Origin of the sequence: Nocardia sp. NPDC052566, from assembly GCF_044547285.1 — a bacterium.
Classification (GTDB): domain Bacteria; phylum Actinomycetota; class Actinomycetes; order Mycobacteriales; family Mycobacteriaceae; genus Nocardia.
Genome location: NZ_JBIUAF010000004.1, coordinates 266,224 through 282,016 on the forward strand (window position 1 = coordinate 266,224; position 15,793 = coordinate 282,016).

A 15,793-nucleotide genomic window follows, 5' to 3' on the forward strand; every position below is an offset into this window, starting at 1 on the left:
GCGATCGATCCACTATGGCCCTTGCCTCGGCAGAGGACCCGCAAACCCTACCCTGTCGAAACCGGACGCGGGATGTATCACTCGAACGTTCGGATTGTCGGCAAAATGAGCAAAAACCTCACGCGCCTGCGTCTCATTCTTGGCTACGTAGACAACATTCTGTGTTTGATATTTACCGTTGAACGCAAGTTTGTTGGTGACGGTATCAATGGCAGACTGCAAAACTCGAGCTGCAGAACGATTAGCGCTGGGCAATGCCGTTCCAGTGGAGTCGAAGGATTCCACACGCACGATATTTCCGTTCTTCCAAGTCACTTTAATCAGATCGGACGTGGATCCGACAACTGTATCGTCGAGCAGCCCTTTTTCGATCAGCGGCGCAGCCTCGTCTTGAATCAGGTACCTTGATCCACTGCCCGACACCTTGTCATAATACAGCCCGGACTTCCGAAGTTCTCGATTCAGATAGGCCATGCTGGTCACTGCGTCGACATTTTCCAACTTATCGCTGCCACCAAGCCTGTGCGGCACACCATACTTGTCGATGATATATTTGCGACCTTGGTATGTTTGGGTCGTCAAAGGAGGCCACCGACGCAGCCTGGGGTCACGCACGTCCACTCGGGGGACTAATCCCCCCTTTCTGTTGTAGATAGGGGGGAACGGCGAACTAGGTCCGGACGGGGGAGTTCCGCCACCACCGCCACCACCGGTTGCACCTCCAGAATTTCCCCCACCTCGAGCCGACGGCGAACCGCCGGTACCCGAGTTACCTCCACCCCGAGCCGACGGCGAACCGCCGGTACCCGAGTTACCTCCACTGCGGGGCGTGGGAGTGCCGCCGCCACGCGGCCTGCCTGCCATATTGATGACCTCTGCGCCGTTGCGGCCGCCAGCGGTGACGAGTTGGTTTGCCTCGGCTCGGCCGAGGGTTTCGGCCTGGGTGATTACGACTTTCAGCTCTCCGGCAACGGCTGCCTGGGTTTGAGCGATGCTGTTCGTGACAGGGGGACCCGCCTCGAACGGCACCTGTCTGGCGGGTATCGATGCGCTCTGAGTAGGGAATGTCGTGTGCGGGTTCGCCGGGGTGCCGGCCCTACCGACGTTGAATCCACTTGGCGTCACCTCGACCGGCACCGGCGGAGTCTTCGCGATCGCGGGCGGGACTTCCGCGGGCGCTGGGTTTACCACTCGGTTCGTAGCAGGCGGTGTGACAACGAGCTTGGGACCGGTCGCGGCCGGAACACCGTTGCCGGTGGCTCCGGTGCCATTGCGGACAGAAGCGTTGGCCGACGATGCTGCGGCGGTCTCGGCGGTATCCGCCGCAGCCTGAGCGGCGGTGCGGACACCACGGATTGCGTTGACGCCGTACGCTATTCCCTTACCTACGGCCCAACCGACACCTTCACCCGCCGCAAGGAGTACCAGCTCGAGGGCAGCCGCCCGGATGACCTCACCGGTAGTCGGCGCCATGCCCGGATCGGTGGCCCAGTGCAAACCACTGGCATCTTTGTACAAAAGTCCGCCATCAGCGCTTCTGTAGAGCTCGAGCGCGTTGACACCCGCAGGAACCGGAATTCGAGCAATCTCGTAATGCGTGGGGTCGTCAGCGCGCGTGACAAATTTGCTGTCCTTGGAGAAATACGGGCCGATTCCTAGAGCGGCCCGCTCATTGACACTGAACCCGATCTCATGAACGCTGTCGGAACCATTAGCGTACCCGTGAACGTACACATCTTCAGCACTCGGATTGTCGGGCATGATGAGATTGCCGCTGCTGTCGGTGTGGAGCAGTCGACCGTTGACCGTGATCAGGCGGTTTCCATTGCGATCTGTTAGGTCGCCGTTGGCTTGCCTGGTGAATTCGAAGGGTTCATGCTGGGCGAATTCGTCGTTGATGGTGGTCACGATGCGCTCGGCACCGGTTATCGAATCCACCACGCTGTATTGATATTTTCCGTCTTTGCTGACGGTGACCTTCACCAGGACGTTTGGATCGCCGCCTTTGAGCTTTTCCAGTGCGTACAGCCGCCACTGTGTGTCGATATATCCGGGATCCCGCATCGGGCCGCGGTCTCTACTCTTGGCGTCGGACCATGCCTTGCCGGCATCGGCGTCGGCGATGCGACGAGCTTCCTCCCACGGCATCATCGTGATCGTGTCGCCGGCGGAGGTACGCTCACTGGTCGAGAAACCAGGGTCGTTCAGTTCCGCGACCGTGTTGGCCAGCTGGCCCTCGATGTATGTGGAACCATCGGGGCGCGTAATCTCCTTCGCGCCACTGGGTAGGTAGATCCAACCGGAACGGTCCGGGTTGCTTTCGCCGACCACCCATGGCGTGCTGAATTCACGCGACCCGGGACGCGTTGCAGTAGTGACACTTCCGCCGCCGGGCAGAACTTCGGTCTCGTAGTAGGTGATGCCGTCGGGCAGCCTCTCAACGACCTTGGTCGACGGCGTCCCGTCCGGGTTCACGCCCTTGGTCACCCAAATGCCATCACCTGCGCTGGTGGTGACCTCGGTGGCGCCATTGACCAGATCGCCACCAGCAGGCACGCGATAGCTCTCCAGGGCCTTCCCATCAGATCCGATATAGGTGACCGAATGTGAACCGTCGGCATGGGCGGTCCATACCGTCACACCGCCTTGGTCGTTGACCACCGCCCGATGGGTCTCGATCGGGTTGCCCTGCGCGTCGTACGTCGTGGTGTCGATGGTCTGGCCGCCCGTGCCTTCGACCATGACTGTCGACTTATAGCTACCGTCATCGCCCACCGGGGTTACCCGGGGTACTCCCTCCTCGAGCGGCGGCTCAGCAGGTTGCGCCGGTGCGATCGGCTGGCCTTCCACCCGGCCCGGCTGGGTCTTCGGATCGACCGGCGTCTGCGCGCCCATGGTGTTGGGGTCGACCCCATACTGCGGATTCTGCTGAGCAGGCTGCTGGTTTTGGACCGGCTGCTGGTTCTGCTGCGGGACCTGATTCTGGGCAGGCTGCGTTGGTTGCTGATTCCCGCCCTGCTGATCCGATGGCCGCGTTGCCTGACCCGGATTCGCGACAGTTCCCGGGGTCGGGATCCGATATCCGTTTTCGTCGAGCTTCGAGAAGGCATCCGGGTCGGCGACAAGCGCGTTCGCGGGCAACACCACATCTGGGACCGGCGAGCCAGCACCTGGCTCGTTGATAGGCGCGTCGACGAAGGTTACTTCCGTGTTCGGTTTGAGGTCCTGGCGGACGCCGATGCGACCGTATTGGTTGGCCGCGGTAGCCGGAGTCTGGTTGTAGTAGTTCACGGTTCGGCCGGCGCCGGAATCCGCAGAACCACTCGTCGCATCGGCACTGAGCGACAACGATCTCAAATACGTTGTGCGCGAGCCGGCCCACGGAGCTGCTTCCGACTGCGCCGGCCGAACAGTATCTGTACTCGCCATGATGAAACCTCAGGAGTTCGAAATCAGAAGTCGGATGAAGGCCGCGGTTTCAACCCCTCGAACTCGGCGGCAATACGACAAAGCGGCCCGGAACATGCCGGGCCACTTGTCGATTCAGGTTGGTTAGGTGGAAGTCACGGCTTCCATGGGCGCTCGGTTACCAGAGCTTGTCGACCCACACGATTTCGTAGGAGCCGCTGCGACCGGTCGACTTCTCGAAGTCGCGCTTGATCTGGTCGACGAGTCGTTGGCGCAGACCGGTATTTGACAGCTGTCGGACGAACGCAGGTCCGTCTGGCCGTGCCAGTTCAGGATGGCGCCGGTGCCGGGGATCGGGACCGGGCCATCGCCTTCGAAGATGAGCGCCGAGGTCATGGCACAGACGCCAGGTTCGCGACACGCGCACCGCCCCAGGCTGGAACGGAATCCTGGTTTGCCATTTCGGCACCTCAATACGTCAATTGGTACGAGAAGCTGCGCAGGCCCTCGACTCCCATGACAGAGGTATGAAGCGGCGACCGAATGATTCGGACCGCCACAGATTTTCAGTTGTGGTTAACAGGTTCCTCATGCCGTCGGGCGAAAACGTCAATTCGCGCTATCCACATGATCTGCGCTCGGTCGGTCGAGCACACTGCCGGGACCAACAGGCTGCCTCATCGAGGAGTCGACCAAGGAGCAGGATACGGTCTAACCTATCGAACTCGACGGTAGATGCGACAAACGACCTGGTATAATCCAGGTCGTTTGCATTTCGTACACCCGCCTAAATACCGGCGCTTACCACCGGATTCTTCACCAAATGGCAGTGTGTCGATGGCTACTTGCCAAGCCGTGACAGTCCACGGCGCTATCCAACAGAGGTCGCGCCAAGCTTCGAAAGGGCGATCGCCCACCACGATTCAGGGTTCTTGAACGCCGCCTCATCGATACCTCGAAGTATCTCGAGAAGTTTGGTCGCCCGGCGCGCTCGACCATCGATGCCCGTGTCCTCGTCAACAAATCGTGCGAAATGAAAGAGGAACTCCGCCAGCGCTTTGAAGGTCGAGTTCACCAACTCTAGCGCCCCTTCATCGACGCCGAGCAGAACCACTCGACCACCGTTCGCCTCGAATGCGAACAACGCGGAGTCGGGATTCTCCGGTACAGCCCCGATCACTATAAGAGGCATGACTTCGTCGTCACTCAGCCTAAGGTTGATTTGGTCATACAAATCAAACCGCCCGCCATCGAGATAGGAGGTGAACACGACTGACATATCAATCGGAATGAAATCTACGTCCGGATACGCCTCCGATGGCACCGGAAACTCCTCAATCCATTGAGAGCGCGGAAATCGGATGATATTATCGTCACCCCACGCTTCTAGATAATCCCAATGATCGATCACGATACCTCCCAATGCTGGTCACTCATCACGGCCCTGCGAATCCCGAAGCTGAGAGCCGATGCCGGTGACCGCCGCCTATATCCCCGGTACGGCCGTCACGCCCGCTCCAGCTCTTGGAAAGTGAGCGACCACCAACTCATAGGATCGTCGAATGCCTCGCCGTCAATCTCTGCCAGGATGGCACGCAACTCACGCGCACGATCTGCGCGACTACTCTTACCTTGGTCACCCTCGACGAAGATCGCAAACCTGTAGAGGAACTCGACAAAGGACCGAAGGCTCGAGTTAACCAGCTCCGGGATACCATCCGTCAGGTCAAGGAACAAAACTGCCCCGCGATCGGCATCGAAAAGAAAGAGCATCTCGGCGCAGTCCGGAACCACACCGAGCAGAATCGTCGAGATCACAAACTCTTCATCATCCGCGTGACTCTGCAGTTGCAGCCTGCTGTACAGAGTCATCTCGCCTTGCAATGTCGAATAGATATACGATACGGAATTCGGGAGAAAATCTACATCTGGGTAACTTTCGATCGGTGCTTTGAACTCAAATTTCCATTCGGCTATCGGAGCCGGAGTGGTACCCTCCGCCCCGCCCCAGACGGTCCAGAAGTTGTCTTCAGTTGCCATTATCAGCCAGCCATCGATTCACGAAAAGAATCGATTGTCCCGAAGAAAACGATACCAGCCCGCCGGATTCTCGAGTTCATCTGGATGCACAAATTCTGCATATCTCGCACCTATCATACATTCATTGAAGAAGGTGAGCATGTCCGGAGCAACTACTCGAGAGGAGTCTTCCTCACCATATCGCCAGAAATACTGGTCCGAGAACATGACCTCGCCAGTTACCAAACTGACAAGGAGGCGGTCGTTGCCGATCAACCCGATTGTCAGCCAGTGTTCTTCCGAACGGTGAACCTCGCCGCCGGAATCCATGATCTCACCTTTATCGAACTGGCTGAACAGTTCGATAACATCGGCGTCCGGATGACTGGTAATCCGATACAGCTCAACCATGGCATCAGGCAATCGGAGATCATCCAGACCGGGCCTTACGGCAATCGAAACCTCATCCGAGTCAATAAGGAAATTCATATACTGGCAATAATCAGCAATGATACCGTCACTATCCAGATCGGCCCCAGGCGGAAAGATAGCGAAAAAGTCCGATTCGCCTCTTTCGGGCAGGAGCGATCGAAGTCGATCGACTTTCTCCGCGATTTCTGATCGCAACGGGCTCACCATTTCAATACCTCAATTACTACCTTGGCGCCATCGGGCACATTAGCGAGCTGATTCCTGATCTGCTGCCCGAGGCCATGGTTTGTGATGTTCTCAATGGGCCCGAGATTGCCAATATCATCGGCGCCGTTCAGCTGAAGCTCCTGCAGGTGGTCCATCTCTTTCGTCTTGAACCTCTCCAAGCGCCGATCCCGTAATGCCTCCGCCTCAGCGCGTAGCGTATCACGTTCGGTTTGAGTTATCGACTTTCGTTGGTACCGTCGTTCAATATTCCGTATCTCGGCATTGAAGTCATCTTCGATGCCCTTCTTGAACTTAGTGCGGAGAGTACTCTGAGAATTTCCACCGCGCGCGGCGACCGAGTCAGGTTTGCGGGACAGTCTTCCGTCGTCGGAAGCTCGCTTCAGCACGGCAACCTTGCGCCGAAAATCCTTCTTGCTCCAGTGGTCCTTCCTTTCGAGTCGGATCGTATAGGACCCGTCGGCATTCATAGTCGGTACCGGATCGCGCGACGGCTCGACATCTGCCTTCTTGTTCAGCCGCTTTCGCTTGATCTGCCTCCACAGAGGCGATGTCCCTGATGATGGTGGTCGGCCGCCGCCGGAACCACCACCGGTACCACCACGACCCGTACCACCGCCCGTACCACCACGACCCGTACCACCGCCCGTACCACCGCGACCAGCTCCGCCACCGGTACCGCTGCTCCCAGTGCCACCACCAGTTCCGCCCCGCGCAACGCCACCGCCAGGTGTACCTCCACTGCGAACTGGTGGCGTGCCACTGCCCGGCCTCGGTGGCGTCCTGGCACTGTTGACTACTTCCGGTACGCGGCCGCCGGCTCTAATCGCCTGCCGTTCGGCGGCGATCATCAACTGGGCTTCGAGTTCGAATTCGAATACGTCCCGGTTGAATATCGAGGCGAATGCTTCTTCAGACTGGACGATGCTGTTCGCCGACGACGGTGTCCGGCCGTCGAAAGGCAGCTGCCGGGTGGGTGCGGGCTGCGACGGGAACGTGGTGTGCGGGTTGGCTTCTGGGCCGCCAACTCTGCCAGGGGTGGCAGGTGTCGAGGTGGCCGCCGGTTGGCGCGACCCGCCGGTCACCTGCGAACCGACTCCCGAGCCATCCGCACCATCGGGCGCCTGCCCGGCCCGCGGCCCGCGAGGCGCCGCGACTACTTGCGAACCGGAGCCTGGACCATTCACGCCGTCCGCTGCCTGCCCGGCCCGCGGCCCACGTGGCGCCGCAACGACTTGCGAACCGGAACCTGAACCGTTCGCACCACCAGGTACCAGTCCGGCACGCGGGGCTGTTGTTTGCGCGGCCGCATCTCCGACGCCGCCCGACGATGTTCCGCTGCGCGCATTACGGAAGGCCGAAATAATCTTCGAGCCTGCCCGGACGGCGAGGTAGCCAATGCCCTCACCCGCGACGAGCCAGGCCGCCTCTATAAGAGTGCCCTTGTATAGCTCACCGAAGCTGGGCACCCGACCCGGGTCGGTCGCCCATTTCAGATTTCCAGGGCGTCCTGGATCGCTCCCCGGAGATTCCTGAACGAGTACGCCCCCGCCTTGCACCGCATAGAACTTCGCCGCAGACACACCACCAGGAGGCGTTATTTCGGTGATTTCATGATAAGTCTGGTCGGCTGGCCGGTAAACGAACCAGGCATCGAACTTGTGCAGCGGATCACTGTTCGGCGCCAGTTCGTACTTATCACTCCTCGATTCGATGAATCGACTGGGAACAGCATCCGAGATACGACTATCCGGAATGATTACCTTATTATCTTTGCCGACTCGAACAAAACTACCGTTAACTACAAATAGTTCATTTCCGTCCTGGTCGATTATCTTGCCGTTCGGATACCGATCGAACTTGTACGGCTCCTTCTTCTTCTCATCCCACAGGGCAGTACGTTCGATACCATCCAGGCTCGCCAGACTGACCTGAACCAGCTTGCCGTCCTTAACCATTACTTGGAATCTCGCGGCAGGGTCGACACTCAGTGATTTGATCAGTGCGAGTTGCTGTGCAGCATCAAGAATGTCCGAATCTTTGACCCTGAACAGTGGATTGTTCGTGTATTTTGCTATGACAAGCTCGTCGAATTTCCTTTGCGCGTCCTGTAGTGACCAGACGTCCGCCCTGCCGCCGCCTTCCGTGTTGGCCCAACCGGACAGGAGAGAACCATTGGGCCCGTAAACCTGATCACTGACCGGACGTCCATATCTGTCGTAGATCTTCTCGCGGTAGTTGTCCCCTTCCTTTTCCAGCACATGCAACTTTTCATTCTTGGCGTCATAGCCCTCTCGGCGCGTCGGCGTGATATCCCATCGAATGTCGTCTTCGTCGATCCGCCAGCCGAAACCATTCGAGTCGATCTGGCCGATATTCGTTGTCGCGATTGCGCCGTTTTGACCAGGCGTGGCCAGGGTGACATATCTCGAGTTGTCCGGATTAATATGCTCGGTTTCGACTGCACCGTTTTGACGCGTCCACGAATCCGCTTGCGATACCGACCCGTCCGGATTGACGGATTCGGTATGGACGTTCTTGCCGTCGGCGCTGATATCGCTCGAAATCGGCGCCGAACCGGACGGATCCTTACCGGCGGGAACCGTGTAGATCTTCGCTTGTCCCGGCGGAGCGCCATTAGTCCCATCGGGGTAGCGCACCGAATAGGAGCCGTCAGCGTTGGCCGTCCACGTCGTTACGCCACCGTTTCCGTCGGAGACGGATCGCACCTGCGTAATCGTGCCGTCGGCATTGCGGATCGTGGTGTCGATTGTTTGCCCGCCGGTACCCGGGACGATCACACTCGTCGCGACAGCGCCGTTGTCTGCCTTCGTTTCCCACGGCACACCCTCTTCTGGCAACGCGATCGGCTGGGCTGCCTGGGGAGCCGGGGCAGGCGCGCCTGCCTGCGGGTTCCCATTCTGCGGGTTGCCGTTTTGCTGATTCTGCTGCGGCACCTGATTCTGGGCCGGCTGGCTGGGCTGCGGGTTCTGCTGCGGAACCGGGTTTTGGACGGGCTGTGCCGGTGCCTGATTCCCGGCCTGCGGATTCTGCGGCTGGTTCTGTGCCCTGATCCGCGCCTCGAGCTCATCAACCTGGCGCTGCTGGGCATCCGACTCTTCCTTGGTGGTCGGACCTGGCATACCAAGACCGCGTTCCTCGTTGATGGGCTTGGCCTGAGGGATACCCGCCGCCGGAACCACCGGCGCGGAATCGGCCGGTGGGGTCTCGAAAGAATCTGCGACAGTGACGATTTCGGGCGCATACAGGTTCTTGCGGACATCGATACGGTCGACCAGTCGCGCCGCCGATGCCGGGTTCTGGTTGTAATACGTCGAGACCTTGCCGCCGACCGATCCCGCGGAACCACCGATCTCATCGGCACTGAGCGACAGCGAACCCAGGTAATTGGTACGAGAACCAGCCCACGGGGCAGCCTCGGTCTGCTGCGGACGGACGGTATCGCTGCTCGCCATATCGGGACCTCATGCACTGTGAAATTGGGAAACAGGGACAGGCCGCGGTTTCAACCCCTCGAACTCGACGGCAAATACGACAAAGCGACCCGGAACAGGCCGGGCCGCTTTGTATTTCAGGTTGGACAGGGGAAAGTCTGGGTTACCAGAGCTTGTCGACCCACACGACTTCGTAGGTGCCGGTGCGGCCGGTCGACCTCTCGAAGTCGCGCTTGATCTGGTCAACGAGTCGTTGGCGCAGACTGGTATTCGACAGATCGATGGTGCTGTCGGACGAACGCAGGTCCGTCTGGCCGTGCCAGTTCGGGACGGCGCCGGTGCCGGGGATCGGGACCGGGCCGTCGCCCTCGAAGATAAGCGCCGAGGTCTTGGCGTAGACGCCGCTCGGGAAGGTGCCCGGTGCCGAGGCCCAGATTTCGATCGGGTTGAGGAAGATTTTGAACGCCATTGGGCGCCTCCTGAGGTCAGGTCACCGAGTCAGCCGGTGAGACGATGGTGCTGCGCCGACAACGCCGGTGGAATTCAGATCTCTTCCTGGAGAGACGCGGGAATTCGATAGCTGGCCACGGGCGGTTCCTGACCGGGGAGATGCAAGCGCAGGAAGGTGCGCAGCTCGTCGATGTGCTGCTGCAGGGCGCGGATCAGGCGGATGGCGTCGCGGAAACGCTTCTTGTCGTCTGCCGCTTGGGCTTCCAGGGATTCGACGCGGGTACGGAGCTTGGTGACCTCGCGGGCTTGCCATGCGGTGACCGCGCCGATCACCGAGGCAATGGCTACCCCGCCGGCCTGAATTAGCTCGGGTTCTACGAGTGCTCCCACATCAGCTCCCGCCGTCCGGACGGACGACAGGCGAGACCGCCGGGCGGATGAGCGCGCCCGCGATCACCGGGGTGAGCAGGCCGTAGAGGGTGAGCACCGACTCGATCCAGGAGGTGTCGATCTGGCGGCCGAGCACATAGGCGAGCACGCCGGTGACCGCGACCAGCACCGAACGCACCAGAGCCGGTTCGGGAACCCTGTTGAGGCGCAACGAAATCAGGTGCGCCATGGCGACCATCAGCTTGTCGCGGATCACTGCTTCACCTCCGTGACGGCGGCCAGCAGCCGGTCGAGCTTGAGTTCCAGTGCGCGCAAACGTTGTTCGTTGCGGTAGTCCGCGGCGTCGGAGTTGAGCACGTAGCCCGCGATGGTGTCGCGGTATTCCGAGTCGGCGACCCGGGACTGGAAGCCGTAGGTGAGCTCGAAGTGCACCCGGCGCAACTTGTCGAGCAACTCGCGCTGCTCATTATCCGAAAGTGCCATCAGTGCACTGCCTTTCAATCGGTCCGCGATATCGGCGCGGAACTGGTCCATATCCATGGCGCCGGGATCCCACTTGCCTTGTTTGGGTCCGGCCCATTCCTTGTGGCCGATCACGCGATCGGCGCCGTGGCCGAGCTTGCGCAAAATCGCCGCGCAGCAGCCCACGTAGGCGTCGTACTGGGCTTCGCACCAGCCCTCGGTGCCGTTGTTGACGGCCTCGATGCCGATGGTGTGGAAGTTGGCGTTGTCCTCGGGCAGCCCCGGCCACGAACCCGCACCCGCATGCCAGGCGACACCGGCCGCGACCACGGTCACCGTGCCGTCCTGCGCCAGATGGAGCTGCGAGAGCGGCCCCTCCAAAGAGGGGATGCCATAGGCGATTTCGGTCGCCGGGGAATTCGAGCTGCCGGTGTGATGGGCAACGATGCCCCAGATGTCACCGAAGTCGCCGTGGCCGCGTTCACGCCAGCCAGGGAATTCGACGACCCGCAGACCCTCCTCGCGGAGCACGTCCGCGAGCCATACCGGATCACCGGTCCAAGACATAGTTGTTCTCACTTTCTCGATCGACATCGCGGCGCCCGAAACACCGTGGGCGAGCTGAATTCCGCGGGCTCAGTTCGCGGGCGGCGCGACGATCGTGTCCTCGTAGCGCAGGTAGGACCAGCCGCCGTAGGCGCGGCGATAGTAGATACCCAGTGTGCTGGGCGAAGGAACCGGATCGGGGTCGTTGTCCCAGGTCCTGAACGCCAAGTGGTGGATTTCGCTGGTGCGCTTCGGGTCGTATACGACATGGAGCTCCACCCGCTCGTCCTCGAGCTGCCGGTAGTGGTCGATACGCATGAATCCGGGGACATAGAAGTCGAGCCGGTCCGGCGTACCGGCGACAACCATGACACTGACACCGTCGTACTCGGGCGGAACGACTTGGCCGAACCAGTACAAGTAGTGAATGGTCCCGCTAGCGATGCGGATGGTGCCCAGTCGCTTGTCGTACGCATTCGGCGGAAGCTCTGGGGAGGAGGAGTCTGTTTTAATTCTGACTTCAGTCACTTCGTGGACCTTGGTGTCGTCGAAAACAATGTCGAATTCGCAGTCGCCGCGATTATTGATCTGACGGAACTCATCAATACGGACAAAACCAGGGATATGATATTTCAATAGGCTAGGTAGTCCGGTAACAGTGACAGCGCGATAGGTCATGTGAAGTCTCGTATCCATTTCGAGGGCCGGGTTTACAGATATTCGTAAATCTAGTGCGGGACAGATAAGACCGGTAATTCGCCTACGGGCTTCAGAGGATCCGCAGATAGGTGGTGGCACCGGACGAGATGGTGCCCGCCTGGCCGCCGGATTGGACTGTGGCCATGCACTCCACGGTCACCACATCCCCCTCGGCGATATTGGCGGGCGTGTTGAGCAGCAATGTCCCGTCGGGCCCGTTGATCGGATCGCTGGCGGCGACAACGGTGCTGTTGACGCGGACGCGGACCCGCAGTGTGGTGACTCCGCCCCAGCCCTCACTGGCACCGGTGAACTTCACCGCGGCGGCGATCGAAGCGGGCTGCTTCGTGCCGAGCGCCTTGAGCCCCGAATTATTCGGTGGGACAACAACAGAGCCGGGATAGTTACCGACGTCAGCGGTCCAACCCGTGATTTGCGCCCAGTCGGTGGGCATTGCCTGCGTACCATTTTTCGTCATACCGGACGGCACGAACGCCAATACTCCTGAAACAATGATCAAGGACATCAAGAACTCCGAAAATAGATGGCGTGAGCGATTTCTCGCGATTTCGAGATCGGACCGCTCAGCTGCCATCGAAGTCCGTGGTGCGCGGTTGATCAGATGATGAGGACGTAGGTGCCCGCCCCGGCCGTAATGGAGCCGGCCGCACCCTGAAACCCGAAGGTGCACATGGTCTCCACCGTGAGCAGATCACCTGCGGTGAGGTCCAACGTCGCGGTGACTCGCAGCACGCCCGGCGTACCGGTTACCTCGGCGCCGAGCTGAACCGGGTTTCCGTTGCGGCACAAACGGGCCTGCTGCGTGAGCGTGCCGTTGAAACCGCCGGAGCCGCCGGAGAACGGTAGAACTGCCGTCACGACAGCGCCGATCTTGCTGCTCTGCACGCGCAACCCATCACCCGAAACCGTGGATCCGGGATACCCGATCGTGTCGGCAGTCCAGCCCTTGACCGGACTCCAGCTCGATCCCATCGGTTGGGCGCCGCTCTTTGTCATCGCAGATGGTGGGGATGAATCCGCACCGCTGATGATCATTAGCGGCATTCAGTGCTCCGTTCGGAAAAGGCCACCATGCAGGTGGCTAGCTGAGGTCGAAAAGTAGGTAGGTCAGGGTCGCGCCGCTCTTGATGGTCGCGTTGTAGCCGGTGAACGAGGTCCCGGTCATCCGCACCCACACGCGATCTCCCTGTGCCAGAACCACATTGGTGTCTGGGATGATCACCGACTGTTCACCGCTGGTGAACGTCTTGACGGGGGTGTCGTTGCGCATCACATCGAAGCTGCGCGTTTCGCCGAACTGCATAGATCCGACAACCTCTATGCGGCAACGAATAACGACGGAGCCAGATCCGGTGGCTACCAGTTCACCGGCCGCGTTGAGGACGGTATCGGGGTAGCCACCGCGCACAGTCCAACCAGTCAGCTTGACGTTGGTGGTGCCGCCCGCGACGGTCTGGTCGCCGTTCTTGTTGACGCCCATCGGTGTCACGGCATACGCGACACCAGCGGCAATGATGAAAGGCATGGTTGTTCACCACCTATCGCTGGAAGGTCGCCGAGATCCGGCTAATCGAGGTCGAAAAGGAGATAGGTGAGGGTCGCACCGCTTTTGATGGTCGCGGTGTAGCCGGTAAACGTAGTACCGGTCATGCGCACCCACACCCGATCTCCGGGCGCCAGAGTCGTATTGGTGTCCGGGATGACCACCGACTGTTCGCGACTGGTGAATGTCTGGATGGGGGCGTCGTTGCGCATCACGTCGAAGCTGCGCGACTCGTTGACGCGCAGATTTCCCACGACCTCGATGCGTCCTCGAATGACAACGGCGCCAGGTCCGTTGGCGACCAGCTCATCGGCCGTGTTTATCACAGTATTGGGATAGCCGCTGCGCACAGTCCAGCCGGTCAGCTTGACGTTGGTGGTGCCGCCCGCGACGGTCTGGTCGCCGTTCTTGTTGACGCCCATCGGTGTCACGACATTTGTGACACCGGCGGCGACGAGGAAAGGCATTGTCGATCACCACCTGTTATTGGGGGATCTCCGAGATCCGCAGTTCGAGAACAGATCCCACGGCGATCTGGGCATCGGCGGACGCGGTCAACGTGGTCGCCGGACCACTCGACACCGGACCGGACGCGAGGACCGACCCGTTGAGCAACAGCTCGGTCCGCTGCACCGTTCCGGTCCCCGTCGAAGGGGCAGTGCCCGGCTCCGACGGCGTTTGGCCGTCACCCGGCGGAGTTTCGACCAGTGGCGCTTCATTGCCATTCGACGATTCGTCGGGCTGCGGCCAGCCCGCGGACATGCCCGGCATCAGACGGTCACCCCCTTGAGGCTCGCCTGCAGGCCCTTACCGGCGCCGGTGTCGAGCGTGGTGATGACGACGGTCACCCGATCGCCCGCGTTGAAAGTCCACGGCGTACCGGGGGTAATCGTGGTATCCGCAGTCTGATTCGCCGGGGCGATGGTCGCCGACGAGCCGGCGACCGTGGTCGTACCGCTCCCGTTGGTCACCTTCAGTTCCACGACAAGGTTCGCGGTGCCCGCGGTTTCACCACGGTAGGTCACCGAGCTGACCGTGATCTTCCGCTCGATCCGCAGGCCCTCCGGCATCACATTGCCCGCACCCGCGGCACGAGTTCCGCTGTGCGACTTGAAAGCGATGTCGTAGATCTGACCGGCCGGCGTCGGTGTGCGAGCATCCGTCAGCCGAGTGTCCGTGCTCGCGATCGTGTCGATGGCGGTGCGGACGGCGGCGGCGTTGGCCGCAGTGAGTACCGATCGGCCCAGCGCGGTCGAATCGGTGACCTGGTTCGCCGTGTGGGTGTGCGCGACGGGGGTACGCGGGTTGGTGAGCCGCGGATCGTCACCGGCAACCGCGGTCGTCGAAGTGTCGCCGATGATCGGCGCGAACGTCGCGGGCTTGTTGGTGATACCCGCCCAGTCGGTGGTGCCCGCCTGGCCGCGAATCACGACACCCTGACCGTTCGGCAGCCAGCCGCCCGCCGCCGCGTGGTAGACGTACAGCAGCCCGTCCGCCTTCACCACGTACTGCGCACCCTCGGCCGGGGTCGCGGGCAGCTGAGCGTAGGTGCCGACCTGACCGTCGATCTTGATGCCCTCACCGCGAGGTCCCATGACGACAGCGTTGCCCGGCGAGGCCGGCACCGGCGAGACCAGCGTGAGATCGACCAGCCCGGTCGAACCCGCATCCGGGTTCTCCGGATCGGCGCCCGGAATATACTCGGGCACAGTGAAACTGAACGAGTCCATCGGAACTCGTTCACCGTCGTAGGACAGATCGAACGACACCCGCCAGGTCCACTGCGACGGATTGGTGGCGGGACCGGGCGCGACGAGCCGCACACCTGGCTTGCCGCGCCAGGTGATGAAGCCGAACGAATCCAGCTGGCATTCGTAGTGGCTCGGCAGCTGGACATAGGTCGCCGGGCCCAACTGCGCGCCTGGCACAAGCACTTTCGGCGCGTCGGCGGTGAAGGTGAGCGTGCCGGTCAGCGGCAGGAATTCGGGGGTGTCGCCGATGTCGGCGCCGTCGATGACGTTCGCGAGGAAGCGCCCGACGACTTTGCCGTACTTCAACGGGGGCAGATCGGCCATGGATCAATGCCTTTCGGACAGCGGGCAGCCGGAAGCGGCATACCGGTTTGAGGAGGATTGACGCGCTC

The 15,793-nt window shown here is 61.0% G+C and carries 16 protein-coding genes; all 16 read right to left on the reverse strand.

The genetic code is table 11. The features are described from left to right. Positions 1 to 12: 12 nt before the first annotated feature. The 16 genes from ACIG5A_RS20965 to ACIG5A_RS21040 all read right to left on the reverse strand — a co-directional run bounded on the left by ACIG5A_RS20965 (position 13) and on the right by ACIG5A_RS21040 (position 15,725). Positions 13 to 3,429, reverse strand: coding sequence for a hypothetical protein (locus ACIG5A_RS20965; RefSeq protein WP_397242387.1), 3,417 nt, complete (start codon positions 3,427 to 3,429; stop codon positions 13 to 15). A gap of 850 nt (positions 3,430 to 4,279) precedes the next feature. Continuing rightward, on the reverse strand, positions 4,280 to 4,819 hold the full coding sequence (locus ACIG5A_RS20970) for an SUKH-4 family immunity protein (RefSeq protein WP_397242389.1): 540 nt from the start codon (positions 4,817 to 4,819) through the stop codon (positions 4,280 to 4,282). A 95-nt stretch (positions 4,820 to 4,914) separates the two neighbouring features. Further along, positions 4,915 to 5,448, reverse strand: a complete 534-nt coding sequence (locus ACIG5A_RS20975) for an SUKH-4 family immunity protein (RefSeq protein WP_397242391.1) — start codon at positions 5,446 to 5,448, stop codon at positions 4,915 to 4,917. 18 nt (positions 5,449 to 5,466) lie between these two features. Beyond that, complete coding sequence (locus ACIG5A_RS20980) at positions 5,467 to 6,066, reverse strand: hypothetical protein (protein ID WP_397242393.1); 600 nt, start codon at positions 6,064 to 6,066, stop codon at positions 5,467 to 5,469. Next, positions 6,060 to 9,560 carry a hypothetical protein gene (locus ACIG5A_RS20985; protein WP_397242395.1) on the reverse strand — a complete coding sequence of 1,167 codons (3,501 nt, stop codon included), beginning with the start codon at positions 9,558 to 9,560 and terminating at the stop codon, positions 6,060 to 6,062. The genes ACIG5A_RS20980 and ACIG5A_RS20985 overlap by 7 nt, the downstream gene beginning before the upstream one ends. Positions 9,561 to 9,702: 142 nt before the next feature. After that, positions 9,703 to 10,008 carry a hypothetical protein gene (locus ACIG5A_RS20990; RefSeq protein ID WP_397242397.1) on the reverse strand — a complete coding sequence of 102 codons (306 nt, stop codon included), beginning with the start codon at positions 10,006 to 10,008 and terminating at the stop codon, positions 9,703 to 9,705. 74 nt (positions 10,009 to 10,082) lie between these two features. Then, positions 10,083 to 10,379, reverse strand: a complete 297-nt coding sequence (locus ACIG5A_RS20995) for a hypothetical protein (RefSeq protein WP_397242399.1) — start codon at positions 10,377 to 10,379, stop codon at positions 10,083 to 10,085. A gap of 1 nt (position 10,380) precedes the next feature. Beyond that, positions 10,381 to 10,635 (reverse strand): hypothetical protein, encoded by a 255-nt coding sequence (locus tag ACIG5A_RS21000; protein ID WP_397242401.1) that lies wholly within the window; start codon positions 10,633 to 10,635, stop codon positions 10,381 to 10,383. Continuing rightward, positions 10,632 to 11,408: an N-acetylmuramoyl-L-alanine amidase gene (locus ACIG5A_RS21005; protein WP_397242403.1), complete on the reverse strand. Its 777-nt coding sequence runs from the start codon at positions 11,406 to 11,408 to the stop codon at positions 10,632 to 10,634. Before ACIG5A_RS21005 ends, ACIG5A_RS21000 begins: the two co-directional genes overlap by 4 nt. 69 nt (positions 11,409 to 11,477) lie before the next feature. After that, positions 11,478 to 12,065 (reverse strand): hypothetical protein, encoded by a 588-nt coding sequence (locus ACIG5A_RS21010; RefSeq protein WP_397242405.1) that lies wholly within the window; start codon positions 12,063 to 12,065, stop codon positions 11,478 to 11,480. Between the two features lie 91 nt (positions 12,066 to 12,156). After that, entirely contained in the window at positions 12,157 to 12,681 is a 525-nt protein-coding gene (locus tag ACIG5A_RS21015) for a hypothetical protein (RefSeq protein ID WP_397242407.1), read from the reverse strand. A gap of 23 nt (positions 12,682 to 12,704) precedes the next feature. Further along, the gene (locus ACIG5A_RS21020) at positions 12,705 to 13,103 is read right to left on the reverse strand and encodes a hypothetical protein (protein WP_397242409.1); all 399 of its coding nucleotides are present in this window, start codon (positions 13,101 to 13,103) and stop codon (positions 12,705 to 12,707) included. 85 nt (positions 13,104 to 13,188) lie between these two features. Continuing rightward, positions 13,189 to 13,587, reverse strand: coding sequence for a hypothetical protein (locus ACIG5A_RS21025; protein ID WP_397242411.1), 399 nt, complete (start codon positions 13,585 to 13,587; stop codon positions 13,189 to 13,191). A gap of 86 nt (positions 13,588 to 13,673) precedes the next feature. Further along, entirely contained in the window at positions 13,674 to 14,117 is a 444-nt protein-coding gene (locus ACIG5A_RS21030; protein ID WP_397242413.1) for a hypothetical protein, read from the reverse strand. A 16-nt stretch (positions 14,118 to 14,133) separates the two neighbouring features. Next, positions 14,134 to 14,421 carry a hypothetical protein gene (locus tag ACIG5A_RS21035; RefSeq protein WP_397242415.1) on the reverse strand — a complete coding sequence of 96 codons (288 nt, stop codon included), beginning with the start codon at positions 14,419 to 14,421 and terminating at the stop codon, positions 14,134 to 14,136. Continuing rightward, entirely contained in the window at positions 14,421 to 15,725 is a 1,305-nt protein-coding gene (locus tag ACIG5A_RS21040; protein WP_397242417.1) for a hypothetical protein, read from the reverse strand. Before ACIG5A_RS21040 ends, ACIG5A_RS21035 begins: the two co-directional genes overlap by 1 nt. Positions 15,726 to 15,793: the final 68 nt, after the last annotated feature.